Annotated in this window: 14 protein-coding genes; 3 read left to right on the forward strand and 11 right to left on the reverse strand. The window is 46.0% G+C overall.

Annotation, left to right across the window (positions count from 1 at the left end):
- Positions 1 to 42: 42 nt before the first annotated feature.
- The 9 genes from ABXT60_RS10760 to ABXT60_RS10800 form a co-directional block, all read right to left on the reverse strand.
- A complete protein-coding gene (locus ABXT60_RS10760) occupies positions 43 to 594 on the reverse strand; it encodes a gluconokinase (RefSeq protein ID WP_443630145.1) in 552 nt (183 codons plus the stop codon).
- A 97-nt stretch (positions 595 to 691) separates the two neighbouring features.
- On the reverse strand, positions 692 to 1,816 hold the full coding sequence (locus tag ABXT60_RS10765) for a Gfo/Idh/MocA family protein (RefSeq protein ID WP_443630146.1): 1,125 nt from the start codon (positions 1,814 to 1,816) through the stop codon (positions 692 to 694).
- A 1-nt stretch (position 1,817) separates the two neighbouring features.
- Positions 1,818 to 2,873, reverse strand: coding sequence for a sugar phosphate isomerase/epimerase family protein (locus ABXT60_RS10770; protein WP_443630147.1), 1,056 nt, complete (start codon positions 2,871 to 2,873; stop codon positions 1,818 to 1,820).
- Between the two features lie 21 nt (positions 2,874 to 2,894).
- Complete coding sequence (locus ABXT60_RS10775) at positions 2,895 to 4,016, reverse strand: Gfo/Idh/MocA family protein (RefSeq protein WP_443630148.1); 1,122 nt, start codon at positions 4,014 to 4,016, stop codon at positions 2,895 to 2,897.
- Positions 4,009 to 4,773, reverse strand: coding sequence for a sugar phosphate isomerase/epimerase family protein (locus tag ABXT60_RS10780; protein ID WP_443630149.1), 765 nt, complete (start codon positions 4,771 to 4,773; stop codon positions 4,009 to 4,011). Before ABXT60_RS10780 ends, ABXT60_RS10775 begins: the two co-directional genes overlap by 8 nt.
- Positions 4,774 to 4,793: 20 nt before the next feature.
- Positions 4,794 to 5,873 carry an ABC transporter ATP-binding protein gene (locus ABXT60_RS10785; RefSeq protein WP_443630150.1) on the reverse strand — a complete coding sequence of 360 codons (1,080 nt, stop codon included), beginning with the start codon at positions 5,871 to 5,873 and terminating at the stop codon, positions 4,794 to 4,796.
- Positions 5,874 to 5,880: 7 nt separating this feature from the next.
- Complete coding sequence (locus tag ABXT60_RS10790) at positions 5,881 to 6,786, reverse strand: carbohydrate ABC transporter permease (RefSeq protein ID WP_443630151.1); 906 nt, start codon at positions 6,784 to 6,786, stop codon at positions 5,881 to 5,883.
- Positions 6,779 to 7,696, reverse strand: coding sequence for a carbohydrate ABC transporter permease (locus tag ABXT60_RS10795; protein WP_443630152.1), 918 nt, complete (start codon positions 7,694 to 7,696; stop codon positions 6,779 to 6,781). The genes ABXT60_RS10790 and ABXT60_RS10795 overlap by 8 nt, the downstream gene beginning before the upstream one ends.
- Positions 7,697 to 7,769: 73 nt before the next feature.
- On the reverse strand, positions 7,770 to 8,999 hold the full coding sequence (locus tag ABXT60_RS10800; RefSeq protein ID WP_443630153.1) for an ABC transporter substrate-binding protein: 1,230 nt from the start codon (positions 8,997 to 8,999) through the stop codon (positions 7,770 to 7,772).
- 145 nt (positions 9,000 to 9,144) lie between these two features.
- Here ABXT60_RS10800 and ABXT60_RS10805 point away from each other — a divergent pair, with 145 nt between their 5' ends.
- From ABXT60_RS10805 to ABXT60_RS10815, 3 genes are all read left to right on the forward strand, one after another.
- The gene (locus tag ABXT60_RS10805) at positions 9,145 to 10,170 is read left to right on the forward strand and encodes a LacI family DNA-binding transcriptional regulator (protein ID WP_443630154.1); all 1,026 of its coding nucleotides are present in this window, start codon (positions 9,145 to 9,147) and stop codon (positions 10,168 to 10,170) included.
- Positions 10,171 to 10,603: 433 nt separating this feature from the next.
- Entirely contained in the window at positions 10,604 to 11,635 is a 1,032-nt protein-coding gene (gene mgrA / locus ABXT60_RS10810; protein WP_443630155.1) for an L-glyceraldehyde 3-phosphate reductase, read from the forward strand.
- A gap of 172 nt (positions 11,636 to 11,807) precedes the next feature.
- Entirely contained in the window at positions 11,808 to 12,854 is a 1,047-nt protein-coding gene (locus ABXT60_RS10815; protein ID WP_443630156.1) for an aldo/keto reductase, read from the forward strand.
- A gap of 23 nt (positions 12,855 to 12,877) precedes the next feature.
- On the opposite strand, the gene ABXT60_RS10820 is transcribed toward ABXT60_RS10815, so the two are convergent.
- Positions 12,878 to 13,390, reverse strand: coding sequence for a DsrE family protein (locus ABXT60_RS10820; protein WP_443630157.1), 513 nt, complete (start codon positions 13,388 to 13,390; stop codon positions 12,878 to 12,880).
- A 204-nt stretch (positions 13,391 to 13,594) separates the two neighbouring features.
- Positions 13,595 to 14,392: a hypothetical protein gene (locus ABXT60_RS10825; protein WP_443630158.1), complete on the reverse strand. Its 798-nt coding sequence runs from the start codon at positions 14,390 to 14,392 to the stop codon at positions 13,595 to 13,597.
- Between the last annotated feature and the right edge of the window lie 8 nt (positions 14,393 to 14,400).

Below are 14,400 nucleotides of genomic sequence, written 5' to 3' on the forward strand. Positions count from 1 at the left end.
CTAGTTATAATGCTTGGTTAGTTAAGACGTTGGGGGTATTAATCAGTCGGTGTATTTTGAAAATGATATTTGCTCGTATATATGATCAATTACTTTTGACACTGGCCTATCAATGTCGATAGATAATACGTTCTCTTCTATGGATGGTGGTTGAAGTATGGCAAATTGACTTTCCAGGAGCTCTGAAGGCATGAAATGATCACTACGCACACACAATCGACGTGAAATTAGTTCTGCACTGCCATTTAAGTAGACAAATAAGATAGGCTCATTTGCTACTTTTTTTAAGTACTCTCGATACTCACGACGAAGCGCCGAACACGCGCATATTACCATGCCTTCGAAGCGACAATACTCACCCAGTACTTTGCCAACACGCTCCAGCCATGGCCAACGGTCGTCGTTGCCCAAAGGAATACCAGATGACATCTTGGCTAGATTAATCTGTGGATGAAAGTCATCAGCATCGATGAAAGGCTTACCCATCCTCTCAGATAACGCAGCACCTACTGTGGACTTACCACAACCAGAAACGCCCATCACAACCACTAAGCGGGCTAACTTAAAATGTATTTTGGAATTTAGGTCGCTCATAATTACCCCCCCTACTATAGTTACCAATAATTCCCACATTGTTGTATAGCTAAGCAAGTTTGGTAAATAGGTGCTTAAGGTGCACTGGCCAAAAATACTATAGAGTAACCCAAGCTGCGTGTGCTTTTGACGATCGCTGACAAGCGTCAACAAATCGCACACCTTCAAACCCCTGTTCAATACCAATAACCGCACTTTGTTGGGTCGTTTTGCCGCTCGCAATAATCACCTCTGCCGCCTCTCTATAGAGCGTCGCAAAAGCCTCCAAGTAACCCTCTGGATGCCCTGCTGGAATACGAGTGACTGCGGCCGCTGAGGGATATGAAGAACCACCGCCCCGGGTGAACATTTGTGGTGCGGCGCCTAGTTTACTGAACCAAAGGTTGTTGGGGTTTTCTTGAGACCATCTGATTGAGCCTTTAGTACCATAAACTGCCAAGGTAAGATTATTTTCGTTCCCAACAGCCACTTGACTGGCCCAGATATGACCACGTGCTCCGCCATGGAAGTGCAACGTAACTCTGGCATCATCGTCTACAGCTCGGCCTGCAACGTGAGTGTGCAAAGTCGCATTTAGCGTCTTTGTGCGAAGACCTGTCACAAAACATACGAGGTTATAAGCGTGGGTGCCAATATCTCCAATCGCGCCACCGCCAGATTGGGTCGGGTCAGTTCGCCACATGGCTTGCTTGTTATCAGTTTTAGGAACGTCGCTTAGCCAGTCTTGTAAGTAATTAGCTTCAACAATCTGTATGTCGCCCAGGGCACCCTCAGTCACCATCTGCTGAGCTTGGCGAATCATTGGATAAGCCGTGTAGTTATGGGTCAAAAAGAATGATGCATCAGACACAGCAGCAGCAGCCATAAGGCTTTCGGCCTGCGCCAAGGTGGCTGTCATCGGCTTGTCACAGATAACATGAATATTTTGAGCCAAGAACGCCTCAGCTATAGGCCCATGCAGATGATTGGGTGTAACAATGGACACCACATCGATACCATCTGGTCGGGCTGACTCCGCCTTCGCCATGTCACTGTAATTGTCATAGGAACGGTCCACACTGACACCTAGTTCGGCAGCAGAGACATGGGCGCGCAAAGAGTCTGATGCAAAAGCCCCTGCAACAAGTTCATAACACCCGTCTAGCCTTGCAGCCATGCGATGAACACCACCGATAAACGCACCCTGACCACCACCCACCATACCAAGCTTGAGACGAACCATATTAGAAACCCATCATTTTACGTAGCGCAGTTTTGTCTGTTGTTCCGCCCGCAAAATCATCAAACGCCTTATCAGTGCGGCGAATAATATGATTAGCGATAAATGGTGCACCTTCTGCAGCACCTTGCTCTGGATGCTTCAGACAGCACTCCCATTCCAGCACAGCCCACCCATCAAACCCATACTGCGTGAGCTTAGAAAAGATACTCGTAAAATTTACCTGCCCATCGCCAAGCGAGCGAAAGCGAGCTGCTCGATCAGTCCAATCAGAGTAGCCAGAATAAACACCTTGGCGGCCGGTTGGGTTAAATTCAGCGTCTTTAACGTGAAACGCACTAATACGCTCGTGATAGATGTCGATGAATGCTAGGTAATCTAGCTGCTGCAACAAAAAGTGTGACGGGTCATAAAGAATCTTACATCGCGGGTGATTGTCGAGGGCACCAAGGAAGCGGTCAAACGTTGTGCCATCAAAAACATCCTCACCAGGGTGTATTTCGAAAGCTAAATCGATACCTAATTCATCGTAAACATCCAAAATTGGCTTCCACCGACGCGCCAGTTCGCTGAACGCTTCTTCAACCAATCCAGCAGGACGCTGTGGCCAAGGGTACATATAAGGAAAGGCTAGGGATCCGGTAAAGCCCACAGCTACGTTAAGCCCAAAGTTCTGTGATGCTTTGGCAGCTTTGACTACTTGATCCACCGCCCAAGCCTGGCGTTCATCAGGTTTGCCTTGCAAATGCAGGGGCGCGAACGCGTCAAATGCAGTGTCATAGGCTGGGTGAACAGCCACTAGTTGGCCTTGCAAATGTACAGAAAGCTCAGTGATTGTTACCCCATGTGAAGCGCAAACCGCTGAGATTTCATCACAATAACTTTGGCTGCTGGCTGCTTTTTCCAGATTAAAAATACGGGCTTCCCAGGTTGGGATTTGCACACCCTTATACCCCAGGTCTGCTGCCCATTTCACAATGCTCGGCAGGGAATTAAATGGCGCTTCATCACTCACAAACTGGGCCAAAAATAGTGCCGGCCCTTTAATTAAATTGGTCATTTTATTCTCCATCTATATCGATCACACTAGCAAGGCTCGTGCTTGATCTGGGACCAAGGCATCGGGGCGCTCGCAGGTTGTTGTCATTGTCATTACTTCACCAGTTTCGCCAGCTTCTAAAACAGCCGTCATCACCTCAACAACATGGGTTGCAAAGGCCTCATTACAACGATGGGAGGTATTTGCACTGATTGATAGGGCCATATCAGCCAAACCAGCCCCACGGTAATTGGCTTGGTTTTCTTCAAAATTAGGGATGGCAAAGGGGTGATCCCATGTTTTTTCGACTGCATCACCCGCCCGTTCAGTTACCGTCACGACGCCACCAAAAAAGTTTGGATCGGGCACATTCATCGTCCCTTCAGTGCCATAAAGTTCCATAATAGGGTGATTGCTGGCGAAAACATCCCAACTGGCAAGCAGTGTGATAATTGCACCATTTTCAAAGGCTAACAGCGCATGAATGGTGGTCGGTGTTTTAACCGGAATGATCTCCCCATTGCGTGGGCCATTGGCGATGGTTCGCGTCGCACTCGCCGAACCTGTAAAGCTTGTCACCTTCTTTACAGGCCCAAGAATTTGCACTAGGTTGCAGATGTAATAAGGCCCAAGGTCAAGGATAGGACCAGCCCCTTTGAGGAAGAAAAAATCTGGATTAGGGTGCCAGTCCTCCATCCCTGGAGACATCACCACAGCAGTGCCCGAGGTGACAGAACCAATCTCACCACGATCAACCAGATTACGGGCAAGCTGGTGACTTGCCCCCATGAAGGTATCAGGTGCTGATCCGATCCGCACATTGTTGGCCTGCGCAACCGCTCCTAGCTCTTGTGCTTCAGCGAGGCTAAGTACAAATGGCTTTTCAGAATAAACATGCTTACCCGCCTTAAGAATTGCACGGGAGACTTCTACATGCGCTGCAGGGATCGTCAAATTAATCACCAGATCAACATCATTCGCTGACAGCAGCTCGTCAACTGTCTCAGCCCGCACACCAAATTCATCGGCACGCGCGGTTGCATTCTCCATGTTGATATCCGCCACAGAAAGAATTTCGTAGCCCTTGAACATCGGCGCTAACTGTAAATACGCAGCCGAAATATTCCCACACCCAATAATGCCAACACCCAGTGGTTTAGTCATGTGTGTTCTCCCACAGGTTCTGAAAGGCTGCCGCTGATCGGGTAGCATAGCCAACTGGATCGCTAGGTTTATCATGCTCCAGGGCATAAATTAGGCCCAAGGATTGAGTGCGACAAGCCTGCAAAAGTGTTGCCCAATCTAAGACGCCTGCACCAAGATCAGCCCAGCCATCCTCGTCTAAGTTAGTGCCATCTTTGGCGATATCTTTCACGTGAATTGCACACAATCGATTACCATAGCGTTGAATATAGTCAAACGGGTCACTCTTGCCTCGCACAATCCAGGCCAGATCAGCCTCCCACATAATATCAGGGGCTTCCTCTAATAGAATGTCCATTGGAACACCTCCATCGGCGAGGGTCACAAATTCAAAATCGTGGTTGTGCCAGCCAAATAAGATTCCATGTTCGGCGTATCGTTTTGCGGCTGCATTTAAACGGTGTGCCAACTTAGTATACCCAATAGTGTTATCAGGACGGTCCTGTTCCTCCAGGTAAGGCGCAAAGATACAAACGATTCCCAAGGTTTTAGCGATGCTCAGTGTGGTTTCAAAGTTGTCTTCAATGTCATTCAACCCCATATGCCCAGAGGGCATAGAAATGCCATTGGCATCCATCGCAGCACGGTAGGCCTTCGGATCACCATAAACCCCGCCATAACCTTCGATGTTCGTAATGCCAATAGCAGATAATTTATCCAGTAAGGCAATTTGATCCCCATAGTCACGCATCGAATATAGTTGAATAGATAAAGTCATTATTTTTCTTTCCAGTTAAATTAAAGGCGAACTTCAGATTCAACATCAAATAGGTGCATCCGCGCCGCATCAAAACCAATTTTGAGGGTGTCACCAGGCTTCAGGCCAGCTAAGCCTTCAGTGCGCACGCGCACAGACTGACCAGCAAAGTTAACCCAAACTAAGGTGTCAGAGCCCATAGGCTCGACAATATCGATCTCGGCGTTGCCATTATAGGATGCACTCTGCGCAGCATCACCGGTAATGATGTGTTCAGGCCGAATGCCAAGCCATGCTGGGCCATCATGCTGGCCATTAGTATCAAATTCGTAGCCTGTGACATCAACCTCGAACCCGTCACAAGAAAATTCTGTGCCACTTAACTGGCCTGTGAAGAGATTCATTGCTGGCGAACCAATAAAGTCTGCAACGTATTTGTTGCATGGTTTAGCGTAAATGACTTCGGGCGTGTCCAACTGTTCGATCAAGCCGTCCTTCATGATTGAAATTCGGTCAGCCAGCGTCATTGCTTCAACCTGATCATGGGTCACATAGATCATTGTATTCTTAAGCTTTTGGTGAAGTCGCTTCAATTCAACCCGCAGGTCGGTACGTAATTTTGCATCCAGGTTAGATAGTGGTTCATCAAACAAAAACACATCCACGTCACGCACCAGCGCACGGCCAATAGCTACTCGTTGGCGTTGTCCACCTGACAATGCCCCGGGCTTTCGATCTAGCAGCTGTTCAATTTGCAAGACTTCGGCAGCCCACGCTACCCGTTTGGCGATCTCAGGTTTGGGAACCTTGGCATTCTTGAGTCCAAAGCTCAAGTTCCCACGCACAGTCATTTGCGGGTATAGGGCGTATGATTGGAAAACCATACCGATACCACGATCAGACGGTTCCGCCCATGTGACGTTTTCGCCTTTGATAAATATCTGGCCGTCTGTCACATCCAAAAGCCCAGCAATACAATTTAGCAGTGTAGATTTACCACATCCTGAGGAGCCCAAGAGGACAATAAATTCGCCTTCTACAATATTTAAGTTTAGTTTTTTTAGAACCTTTACAGCACCAAAATTTAGATCTAGATCTTTTATTTCTACAGAATTTTTCATGGGTAAGTTAGCCTTTGACTGCGCCAGCGGCAATGCCGCGGACAAAAAGTTTGCCAGAAGCAAAGTAAATAATGAGAGGGACCAAACCAGTCAGGAGAGTTGCTGCCATATTAACATTGTATTCTTTGATCCCTTGAACTGAGTTCACGATGTTATTGAGCTGCACGGTCATCGGATACGTCGCCGGTTTGGTATAGATCACCCCGAAGAGAAAGTCATTCCAAATGCCAGTGACCTGTAAAATAATCGCAACCACAAAAATGGGTAACGCCATAGGCAACATGATCTGAAAATAAATTTGCCAGAATCCAGCACCATCTACTCTTGCTGCCTTAAACAACTCTTGAGGTATGGAAGCAAAATAGTTACGAAATAACAGTGTTAGTATGGGCATGCCAAAAATAGTATGGACGAGCACCAAGCCACCAATAGAGCCCATTAAACCAAGCTCCCGAAGCAATATCACAATTGGATAGAGCATTGTTTGATAGGGGATAAATGCACCAATAATTAGAATGGTAAAAAAGACTTCAGAACCCTTAAATTTCCAATTTGACAGTGCATAACCATTAACTGACGCAATGGTGATGGACAACAGAACAGAGGGAATTAGTATGCGAACAGAATTACCAAACCCACGTGATAGCCCATCACAATTAATACCCGTGCAAGCCTGTGACCACGCCTTAACCCAGGGCTCAAAGGTAATTTCCATGGGAGGCCCAAATACATTGCCCATGCGGATTTCTGGCATGCCTTTTAGGGAGGTCATAATCATCACATAGAGCGGCAAAAGGTAATAGATAGAAACCATGATTAAAGTGCCATAGAGGATAATATTGGCACGTGAAAAGGCTTTTTTAGGCTTTGGACCGCGGGGGCCGTCAGACAGGCCTGGTGTTATATCAGCCACGTTTACGGCCTCCGAATTCTAGGTAGGCCCATGGGATCATAATGACCACAACAGAGCACAACATCATAGTAGAGGCCGCAAAGCCTTGGCCCAAGTTTTGGGCACGAAACATGTACTCGATGACATATTTGGCAGGTACTTCCGACGCAAGGCCTGGGCCACCACCCGTTTGTGCAACGACTAAATCGTAAAGCTTGATAATACCCGATGCGATCAACACAAGTGAGGTAATGAACACGGGTCGCATCATGGGTATAATAACCACGATATAGGTTTTGATTGTGCCAATGCCATCTACACGTGTTGCTTTCCAAATATCTTCGTCGATACCACGAAGGCCAGCCAACATGATACACATAATTAATCCTGTTCCCTGCCATAGACCTGCGATTAAAAGGCCATAAATAACAGTGTTGGCGTCGTTGAGTGGGTTGAACACAAAACTCTCCCACCCCCAACCACGCACAACACTTTGCAGGCCAAAATCAGGGTTTAAAATCCACTGCCACGCGAGGCCAGTAACTACAAACGAAAGTGCAAAGGGATACAAAAAAATAGAGCGGAAGGCACTTTCGAATCGAATTTTTCGATCTAAGCAGGCCGCAAGACTGAAGCCGATAACCAACGTAAGCACCAAGGAACATGAGCCATAAATGCCAAGGTTCGTAATCGAAATGATCCAGCGATCAGAACTCCAAAGACGCTCGTATTGATCAAGTCCAACCCAGTTGGTCTTGGGCAGCATCCGAGAACCAGTAAAGGAGTATAAAACTGTCCACGCTGTGCCTCCAACAAAGACAACAACCGCTGTTAAGATCATTGGGATCGAAGCAAGCTTCGCCATCAAATTCTTAAACAAACGACGAGGCCGCTTTGTAGGGTGCATAAGGGGGTCCGAGATCACGGTCATCGTGTCGGCTCCAAATATAAAATAAGGGGAATAAAACTGACCCAGTAGCTAAGCCACTGGGTCAGAGAGTGACTTAGTCAGCTTTTTTAATTAGCTGAGCATAGTCGTCCTGTGCATCGGCTGCAGACATATCACCCGACCAGAACTGCGCCATCAAATCTTCAATCTGTGTCTGCGTATCAGCAGACAAGGACTGGTCGCCTGATGGCAGAATACCACCGTTGGCTAGGATTTTCAGACCCTTTTGCATGCAGCCGTTTGCCGACGACATGTCGATGTCACCACGCACAGGTAACGACCCTTTGGCGAGGTTGAACGAGACCTGAACTTCAGGAGAAATTAGCAATGCCGCTAGCTCTTTTTGCGCTGCTGTAATTGCTGGATCGTCGTTAACTGGGAAGTAGAACGCATCACCACCTGTGTCCAAAATGTCATTCAGGCCTAAACCTGGTAAGCAGGAATAATCAACACCTTCAACCTGACCTGCGACAGCAAATTCACCCTGCGCCCAGTCACCCATTAGTTGTCCACCAGCAGTGCCAGTGATCACCATGTTAGTAGCTTGGTTCCAGTCTTGAACGTTGGACTCAGAAGCAAGTTTACGTGCGTCTACCATAGCTTCGAAAACAGCTGTATATTCTGGGCCAGCAGCTACCTCAGCATTTTTGTTGACTGTCACTTCGCGCCAAGCTTCTGTGCCAGCAACAGCAATTGTAATTGCGCCAAACGCAAGGTTTTGTTGCCAACCTTGTTGACCCATCGCTAGTGGCAATGTGCCAGCTGCTTGCAGTGCACCTGCGGATCCTACAAATTCGTTCCAGTCATTTGGCACGTCAAGGCCTGCATTTTCATATGCAGCATGAGATAACCACAACCACTGTGCCGAGTGGATGTTTACAGGAACACAGTATATCTTGCCATCTAATGTGCAGGATTCTAGTAATGCAGAGGGGTTGACGATGTCTGCCCACCCACCAGCTTCTGCAACATCACTCAAATCCAGAAGCAATCCTGCCTCAATCAATTCTTCAGCTTGACGGCCATGGTTTAGCTGTGTGGCTGCCATAGGGTCACCACCAAGAATACGCGATATAATGATTGGGCGCGCTGTGCCGCCAGAGCCAGCAATTGCACCATCAAGCCATGAGTTGCCTGTGGCATTCCATGCATCAGCAAACTTAGACACAGCAGCAGCTTCGCCACCCGATGTCCACCAATGAGTAACTTCTAATTCAATCGCCTGCGACGCAGGCGCTGCTACAAGCGCGCTACCTACTAGCAGCGACTTTAATATTTTAGACATATTTTTACTCCAGAAAATGTGGCTTTGCGCCAATTATTTTAAGATTGCCATTTCCTGCAATCGATTACATTTAACTTTATTACTATTAGGCCTGTCAAGTGTTTATGTAAACGATTACACTTGAGCGAATTATAAAGAAGGCTGTATGACACTGAAAACTTCCACAATTCAAGATGTTGCGCGTGCTGCTGGAGTCTCCACGGCCACGGTCTCGCGCACTTTGTCTAACCCAGATATCGTATCTGAACTAACCAAATTTCGGGTTTATGAGGCAGTAAAATTGACTGGCTATCGCATCAATCGTGCTGCAAGAAACCTCCGTACTCAGCGTGCGCATTCAGTTTTAGTTTTGCTTCCAGACTTGGCTAATCCATTCTTTTCAAGCATTCTCGAAGGCATCTCTCGGCACCTTTCAAGCAAGGGATATTCCATGTTGATCGCCAGCACTAAGCAGGTGCACGGCAGTGGTGAACGATTAATTGATTACCTTGATGATGCACGCGCTGACGGGATGATCATCCTTGATGGAGGATTAGATGCTGACGTAGTTGAGTCGTTGGAAAATAACCCAAAAACCAAACTTATCCTATTCGCCTGTGAATGGGTTGAGGGTAAAGACTTCCCATCTGTCCGTAGCGAAAATGGCAACGGTACACACGCAGCAGTTAATCACTTATATAGCCTCGGCCACCGTAAAATCGCCCATGTAACCGGCCCTAAAGGTAATGTCCTTGCACATGCCCGCAAAGATGCGTTTATCGCTGAAGTAGGGGCTCTTAAACTCGAATTAAAATCTGAATGGGTCATTATTGGAGACTTTTCACTCGCTGCTGGTTGCGAAGCAGCAAAGGTTTGGATCGCCTTAGATGACCGCCCAACTGCAGTGTTTTGTGCATCGGACCAATTGGCCCTGGGGTTCATTGCTGAGTTGTCACGCCACCATTTCAAAGTGCCCTATGACGTCTCCGTGATGGGCTTTGATGACATTGACTTTGCGGAACAATTCATTCCATCACTCACGTCTATCCGTCAAGATCGGTTATTACTCGGCGAGACTGCTGCGTCCATGCTAATGGAGCGGATTGAATCGCCAGATGGAACTAGTCAACACCACGCCGCAGTAGTGCCAGTTTCTCTCGTTATTCGTGAAAGTACCGCACCTCCGCGGTAAGAGACTGCGCAGCAAAGATAATATGCCTGTCCAGACTAATGCCTGGGCTTAACAATTTAACAGCGTAGCTGAAACTTCAGGACGACCAGCCTCACATTGAGCCAGTATCATCTAACAGTTCTAGGCTAGTAGTTAAACAATATATCTAATTTCAAGCCTAGTTGTTTTAGTGTGGAATCGATCTGGCCGCAGAATAATTGAATACTAATTGAAAATTCACTTATCAAAAACGTATTAATATTAAGCATTTCTGGTAACACAGTAATTGGATAAAACCCGTTCTTTTATTAATATAAATTCTTCTCATAAAAGACATCTTTTATCGTTTTCAATACACCTCAGGTATTGCAATGTATTGATCAAAATATTGTAAAGTGTTCGGGGTTTTTGTACCCTAGTTGCGAATACACTTTATTACTACAGGATCAAAATTATGCATTATGCTCCAAGCCAAAGTCGTTATGACAACATGATTTACCGCCGCTGTGGTAATTCAGGGCTAAAGCTTCCAGTCATTTCATTAGGCTTATGGCATAATTTTGGCCATGATTTTCCACATCAAACAAAACGAGAACTTTGTCAGACTGCTTTCGATAATGGTATTACGCATTTTGACCTTGCAAATAATTATGGCCCCCCTGCTGGCAGTGCAGAAGAGGCGTTCGGAGATATTCTAAAAACAGACTTTTTAGGGCTCAGAGATGAATTAATCATTAGTTCAAAAGCAGGCTATGACATGTGGCCTGGGCCTTATGGTGAATGGGGAAGTAGAAAGTATTTAATTGCCTCCTGTGATCAGTCATTAAAAAGGCTTGGGCTGGATTACGTCGATATTTTCTATTCCCATCGCTTTGACCCCCATACCCCTCTAGAAGAGACAATGGGGGCATTGGATCACATTGTTAAGTCAGGGAGGGCTTTGTATGTAGGACTATCCAGCTACAACAGCCAACGAACCAAAGAAGCTGTGGAAATTTTAAAAGGTTTAGGCACACCATGCCTCATTCATCAACCCAGCTACAACATGTTTAATCGCTGGATTGAGGAAGACAATCTTCTCGATACGTTAGAAGATTTAGGGCTCGGGTCAATCGCATTTACGCCACTTGCTCAAGGGATGCTCACCAAAAAATACTTACATGGCATGCCGCATGATAGCCGCGCAATGCAAGGTAAAAGTCTTGATAAAAGCAAGATTAATCCAGAACTCATTGAGGCACTCAATCAACTGAATGACATTGCCGCTAGCCGCGGCCAGACATTAGCACAAATGGCTTTAGCATGGGTGTTGCGGGGTGGCAGAGTGACGACCGCCTTAATTGGAGCCTCAAAGCCTGAGCAAGTTTTGGATTGTGTTGGCGCAATTAAGAACCTAGATTTTACACATGTTGAACTTTTGGAAATTGACCGTTTGTCTGGTAATCAAGGTATCAATCTGTGGGCGGCATCATCCGAAGGGGCTTAACGGGTGCAGAGAGACGAAATAATACCCACCCACTGTTTAGATATAGTTAGGTAAGGTAAAACCATTGGCTTTTGAGTTAATGGTTTATTGCGTTTGGACATCTAGTAAGGCAAGCCACGACCACCTTTTATTCTTAACTTAAAGTGCTACACAACTAAACGAGAAACATAATATGAAAATGAATCCAATGGGGCGTACTGGCGTCATGGTATCTGAGCTATGCCTTGGCACAATGACTTTTGGCACTCAAACATCTGAGGCCGAAGGCCACGCTCAAATGGACTGTGCATTAGCAAATGGCATCAATTTTGTTGATACAGCAGAAATGTACCCGGTAAACCCCATTGCAAAAGAAACTATCGGAAGGTCAGAAGAAATAATAGGTACTTGGAATGCTAAAAATCGGTCGCGTCGTGGTGACTATGTTTTAGCAACCAAACATTCTGGTGAAGGCCTTAAAGACGTGCGAAATGGGGCGGCAATATCCTCAAACACGATCCCAGAAACGATAGAAGGTAATTTACGCAGACTGCAAACTGACTATATTGACCTTTACCAATTTCATTGGCCCAATCGTGGCTCATATATGTTTCGCAAAAACTGGAATTATAATCCCACCTCTCAGAATAAGACAGAGACACTCGCTAATATGGAAGATTGTCTTGAAGCTCTGCAAAAGCAAGTTGATAAGGGCAATATAAGGCATTTTGGCCTGTCTAATGAGAGTGCTTGGGGGACAAGCCAGTGGTTGCGTTTATCAGAGGACCGGGGCTGGCCGCGTGTTGCTACAATCCAAAACGAATATTCACTTTTGTGCCGGCTTTATGACACTGATCTTGCCGAGCTAAGCGCCAACGAAGATGTAGGATTGATTGCGTTTTCACCCTTGGCTGCCGGTTTGTTAACTGGTAAATATCAAAACAATGCGACTCCCAAAGGATCACGCAAGTCACTTTCGCCCAATTTGGGTGGGCGCACCACTGAACGGGTTTGGCCTGCGGTTGATGCTTACCTAAAAGTAGCAGCCAAGCATGATGTGGATAGTGTGCATATGTCACTTGCATGGTGCCTAACCCAGCCCTTTATGTGTTCTGCAATTTTTGGAGCAACGCAGCATGAACAGCTTGAGCATATTCTCAAAATGACAGATGTTGAGTTAAGCCAAGAATGTTTGGATGATATCGCCATAGCCCATAAAGCCAACGCCATGCCCTATTAAGGCGCAACAGTTCTAGTTGGGCTTTAGCGTATCTCTTCAATACTGTACTTTTTAGTCCTTATCAACGGCATAATAAGAGCATACCCTTGCATCTGCAGCTGCACCAAGTCTGTTGGTGCCGATGGCACCAAGGTAACGAAGTCATAGAGATCGTCGGGCTGGTAGCTATAATCGCTTGCAGCTAAGCTACAAGCACGGAATTCCACGCCAAGTGCATGATAATATTTCATGCGCTCTACAGATTCTCGGTATTTTTCGTAATTGTGCTTGGCTAAGGTGACAATTTCGGTGCCATGAATCATAACTACCACATCCATCATTTCTGGAGCCATGTTATAAGGTTCATCATAAAGCGGACTAATCGTTGAACGCACCCAGTAGAGTGCTGATGCAATGTGCTGTGGGTCTTCAAAAAAGAAATCGAATACGACTTTTGGCTCTTCGTACTCTGGGGTGATCACTTGGGCCGCTTGACTAACATTTGGGCCAGCCATTAGGCTTATAATTAGCAGCAAAGAGCTGTATCGATTAGGCATCGTTGTTACCTCGATTTTTCTTAATCTGAGTGACTATCCTACTCTCATTTTAAATTATGTGTTTTACCTTAGTGGGTAGACCAATTATTGAGCTTGGTTTCTACTTGACCAACTCTAAATTAAAATTGAGTTTTCAAAAGTTTACCTATAATTGAGTAATAATGTGCCAAATAATCTAAAACCATACACCCCCTTCATTATTTGTTAGCTAAGGGGATATTCTTTACACCTCGTTAATTTCCAAACACCCCCCGCCCAGTCTTCAACATCAGTCCATAGTTCCGCATCTTTGGGGTTGTTGATATTGAGTGGCTTACTGCGTTTGTGAGGCTTTAGTTCAATATACAAGGGTTTTTTCAGTGCTTCGCCGTTAGATATATTCAAATGAAAGTAAGCCATCTTTCCAATCAAGTGACCTGCTGTGGTTAGTTTAAGGTTAACTTCATGCTTTAAGTAGCTTGAATCCTTGGATAGGCCTCCCATGCGCCAGCGGCCTTTTAATTTTACCCCATTATTGCTTAAAAACATGCTGCCCAAAGCCATATTCCAATTTTCAACCCTCCCATCAGCATGATTGTCATAGCTCACCCTACGCAGCTTAAATTGACATTGAATGGGATGAGCCAATGTAGCAAGTTGATATGGGCTAAAATCAAACGCTGTTTTATCGATAGGGTTAGCCAATAGTTGCTGCTTAACTTTATCGTCTAGTTTCAATGGATAGAAAACAATACCTTGGTTTTTTGGTAGCAATTTTTGCCCAGGCTGCTGCTTACTACTGCTAACTTTAGCACCTGCGCCACAGTTTAATTGTCGCCGCTGGGCTTCTGCCAAATACACCACATTATCGACCGTTGTCGTCACTAAACGACAGACAGATTTATCACTCCAACCTGACATGTCTGCTGCTAAAACTGGCAGCGTCAGTGCAGCTACAATAGCGCTCACTAATAATACAACTGGTATTCGGCAATGGTGATAAATGAACAACATTTGGGCCACGGCTAACT

Source organism: Candidatus Njordibacter sp. Uisw_056 (genome assembly GCF_047730085.1).
GTDB lineage: Bacteria > Pseudomonadota > Gammaproteobacteria > Pseudomonadales > Balneatricaceae > Njordibacter.

Bases quoted from the DNA above. Each gene is read 5' to 3' on its own strand.
- ABXT60_RS10760 (WP_443630145.1), bottom strand. From the start codon at position 594: ATGAGCGACCTAAATTCCAAAATACATTTTAAGTTAGCCCGCTTAGTG.
- ABXT60_RS10765 (WP_443630146.1), bottom strand. From the start codon at position 1,816: ATGGTTCGTCTCAAGCTTGGTATGGTGGGTGGTGGTCAGGGTGCGTTT.
- ABXT60_RS10770 (WP_443630147.1), bottom strand. From the start codon at position 2,873: ATGACCAATTTAATTAAAGGGCCGGCACTATTTTTGGCCCAGTTTGTG.
- ABXT60_RS10775 (WP_443630148.1), bottom strand. From the start codon at position 4,016: ATGACTAAACCACTGGGTGTTGGCATTATTGGGTGTGGGAATATTTCG.
- ABXT60_RS10780 (WP_443630149.1), bottom strand. From the start codon at position 4,773: ATGACTTTATCTATTCAACTATATTCGATGCGTGACTATGGGGATCAA.
- ABXT60_RS10785 (WP_443630150.1), bottom strand. From the start codon at position 5,873: ATGAAAAATTCTGTAGAAATAAAAGATCTAGATCTAAATTTTGGTGCT.
- ABXT60_RS10795 (WP_443630152.1), bottom strand. From the start codon at position 7,696: ATGACCGTGATCTCGGACCCCCTTATGCACCCTACAAAGCGGCCTCGT.
- ABXT60_RS10800 (WP_443630153.1), bottom strand. From the start codon at position 8,999: ATGTCTAAAATATTAAAGTCGCTGCTAGTAGGTAGCGCGCTTGTAGCA.
- ABXT60_RS10805 (WP_443630154.1), top strand. From the start codon at position 9,145: ATGACACTGAAAACTTCCACAATTCAAGATGTTGCGCGTGCTGCTGGA.
- mgrA (WP_443630155.1), top strand. From the start codon at position 10,604: ATGCATTATGCTCCAAGCCAAAGTCGTTATGACAACATGATTTACCGC.
- ABXT60_RS10815 (WP_443630156.1), top strand. From the start codon at position 11,808: ATGAAAATGAATCCAATGGGGCGTACTGGCGTCATGGTATCTGAGCTA.
- ABXT60_RS10820 (WP_443630157.1), bottom strand. From the start codon at position 13,390: ATGCCTAATCGATACAGCTCTTTGCTGCTAATTATAAGCCTAATGGCT.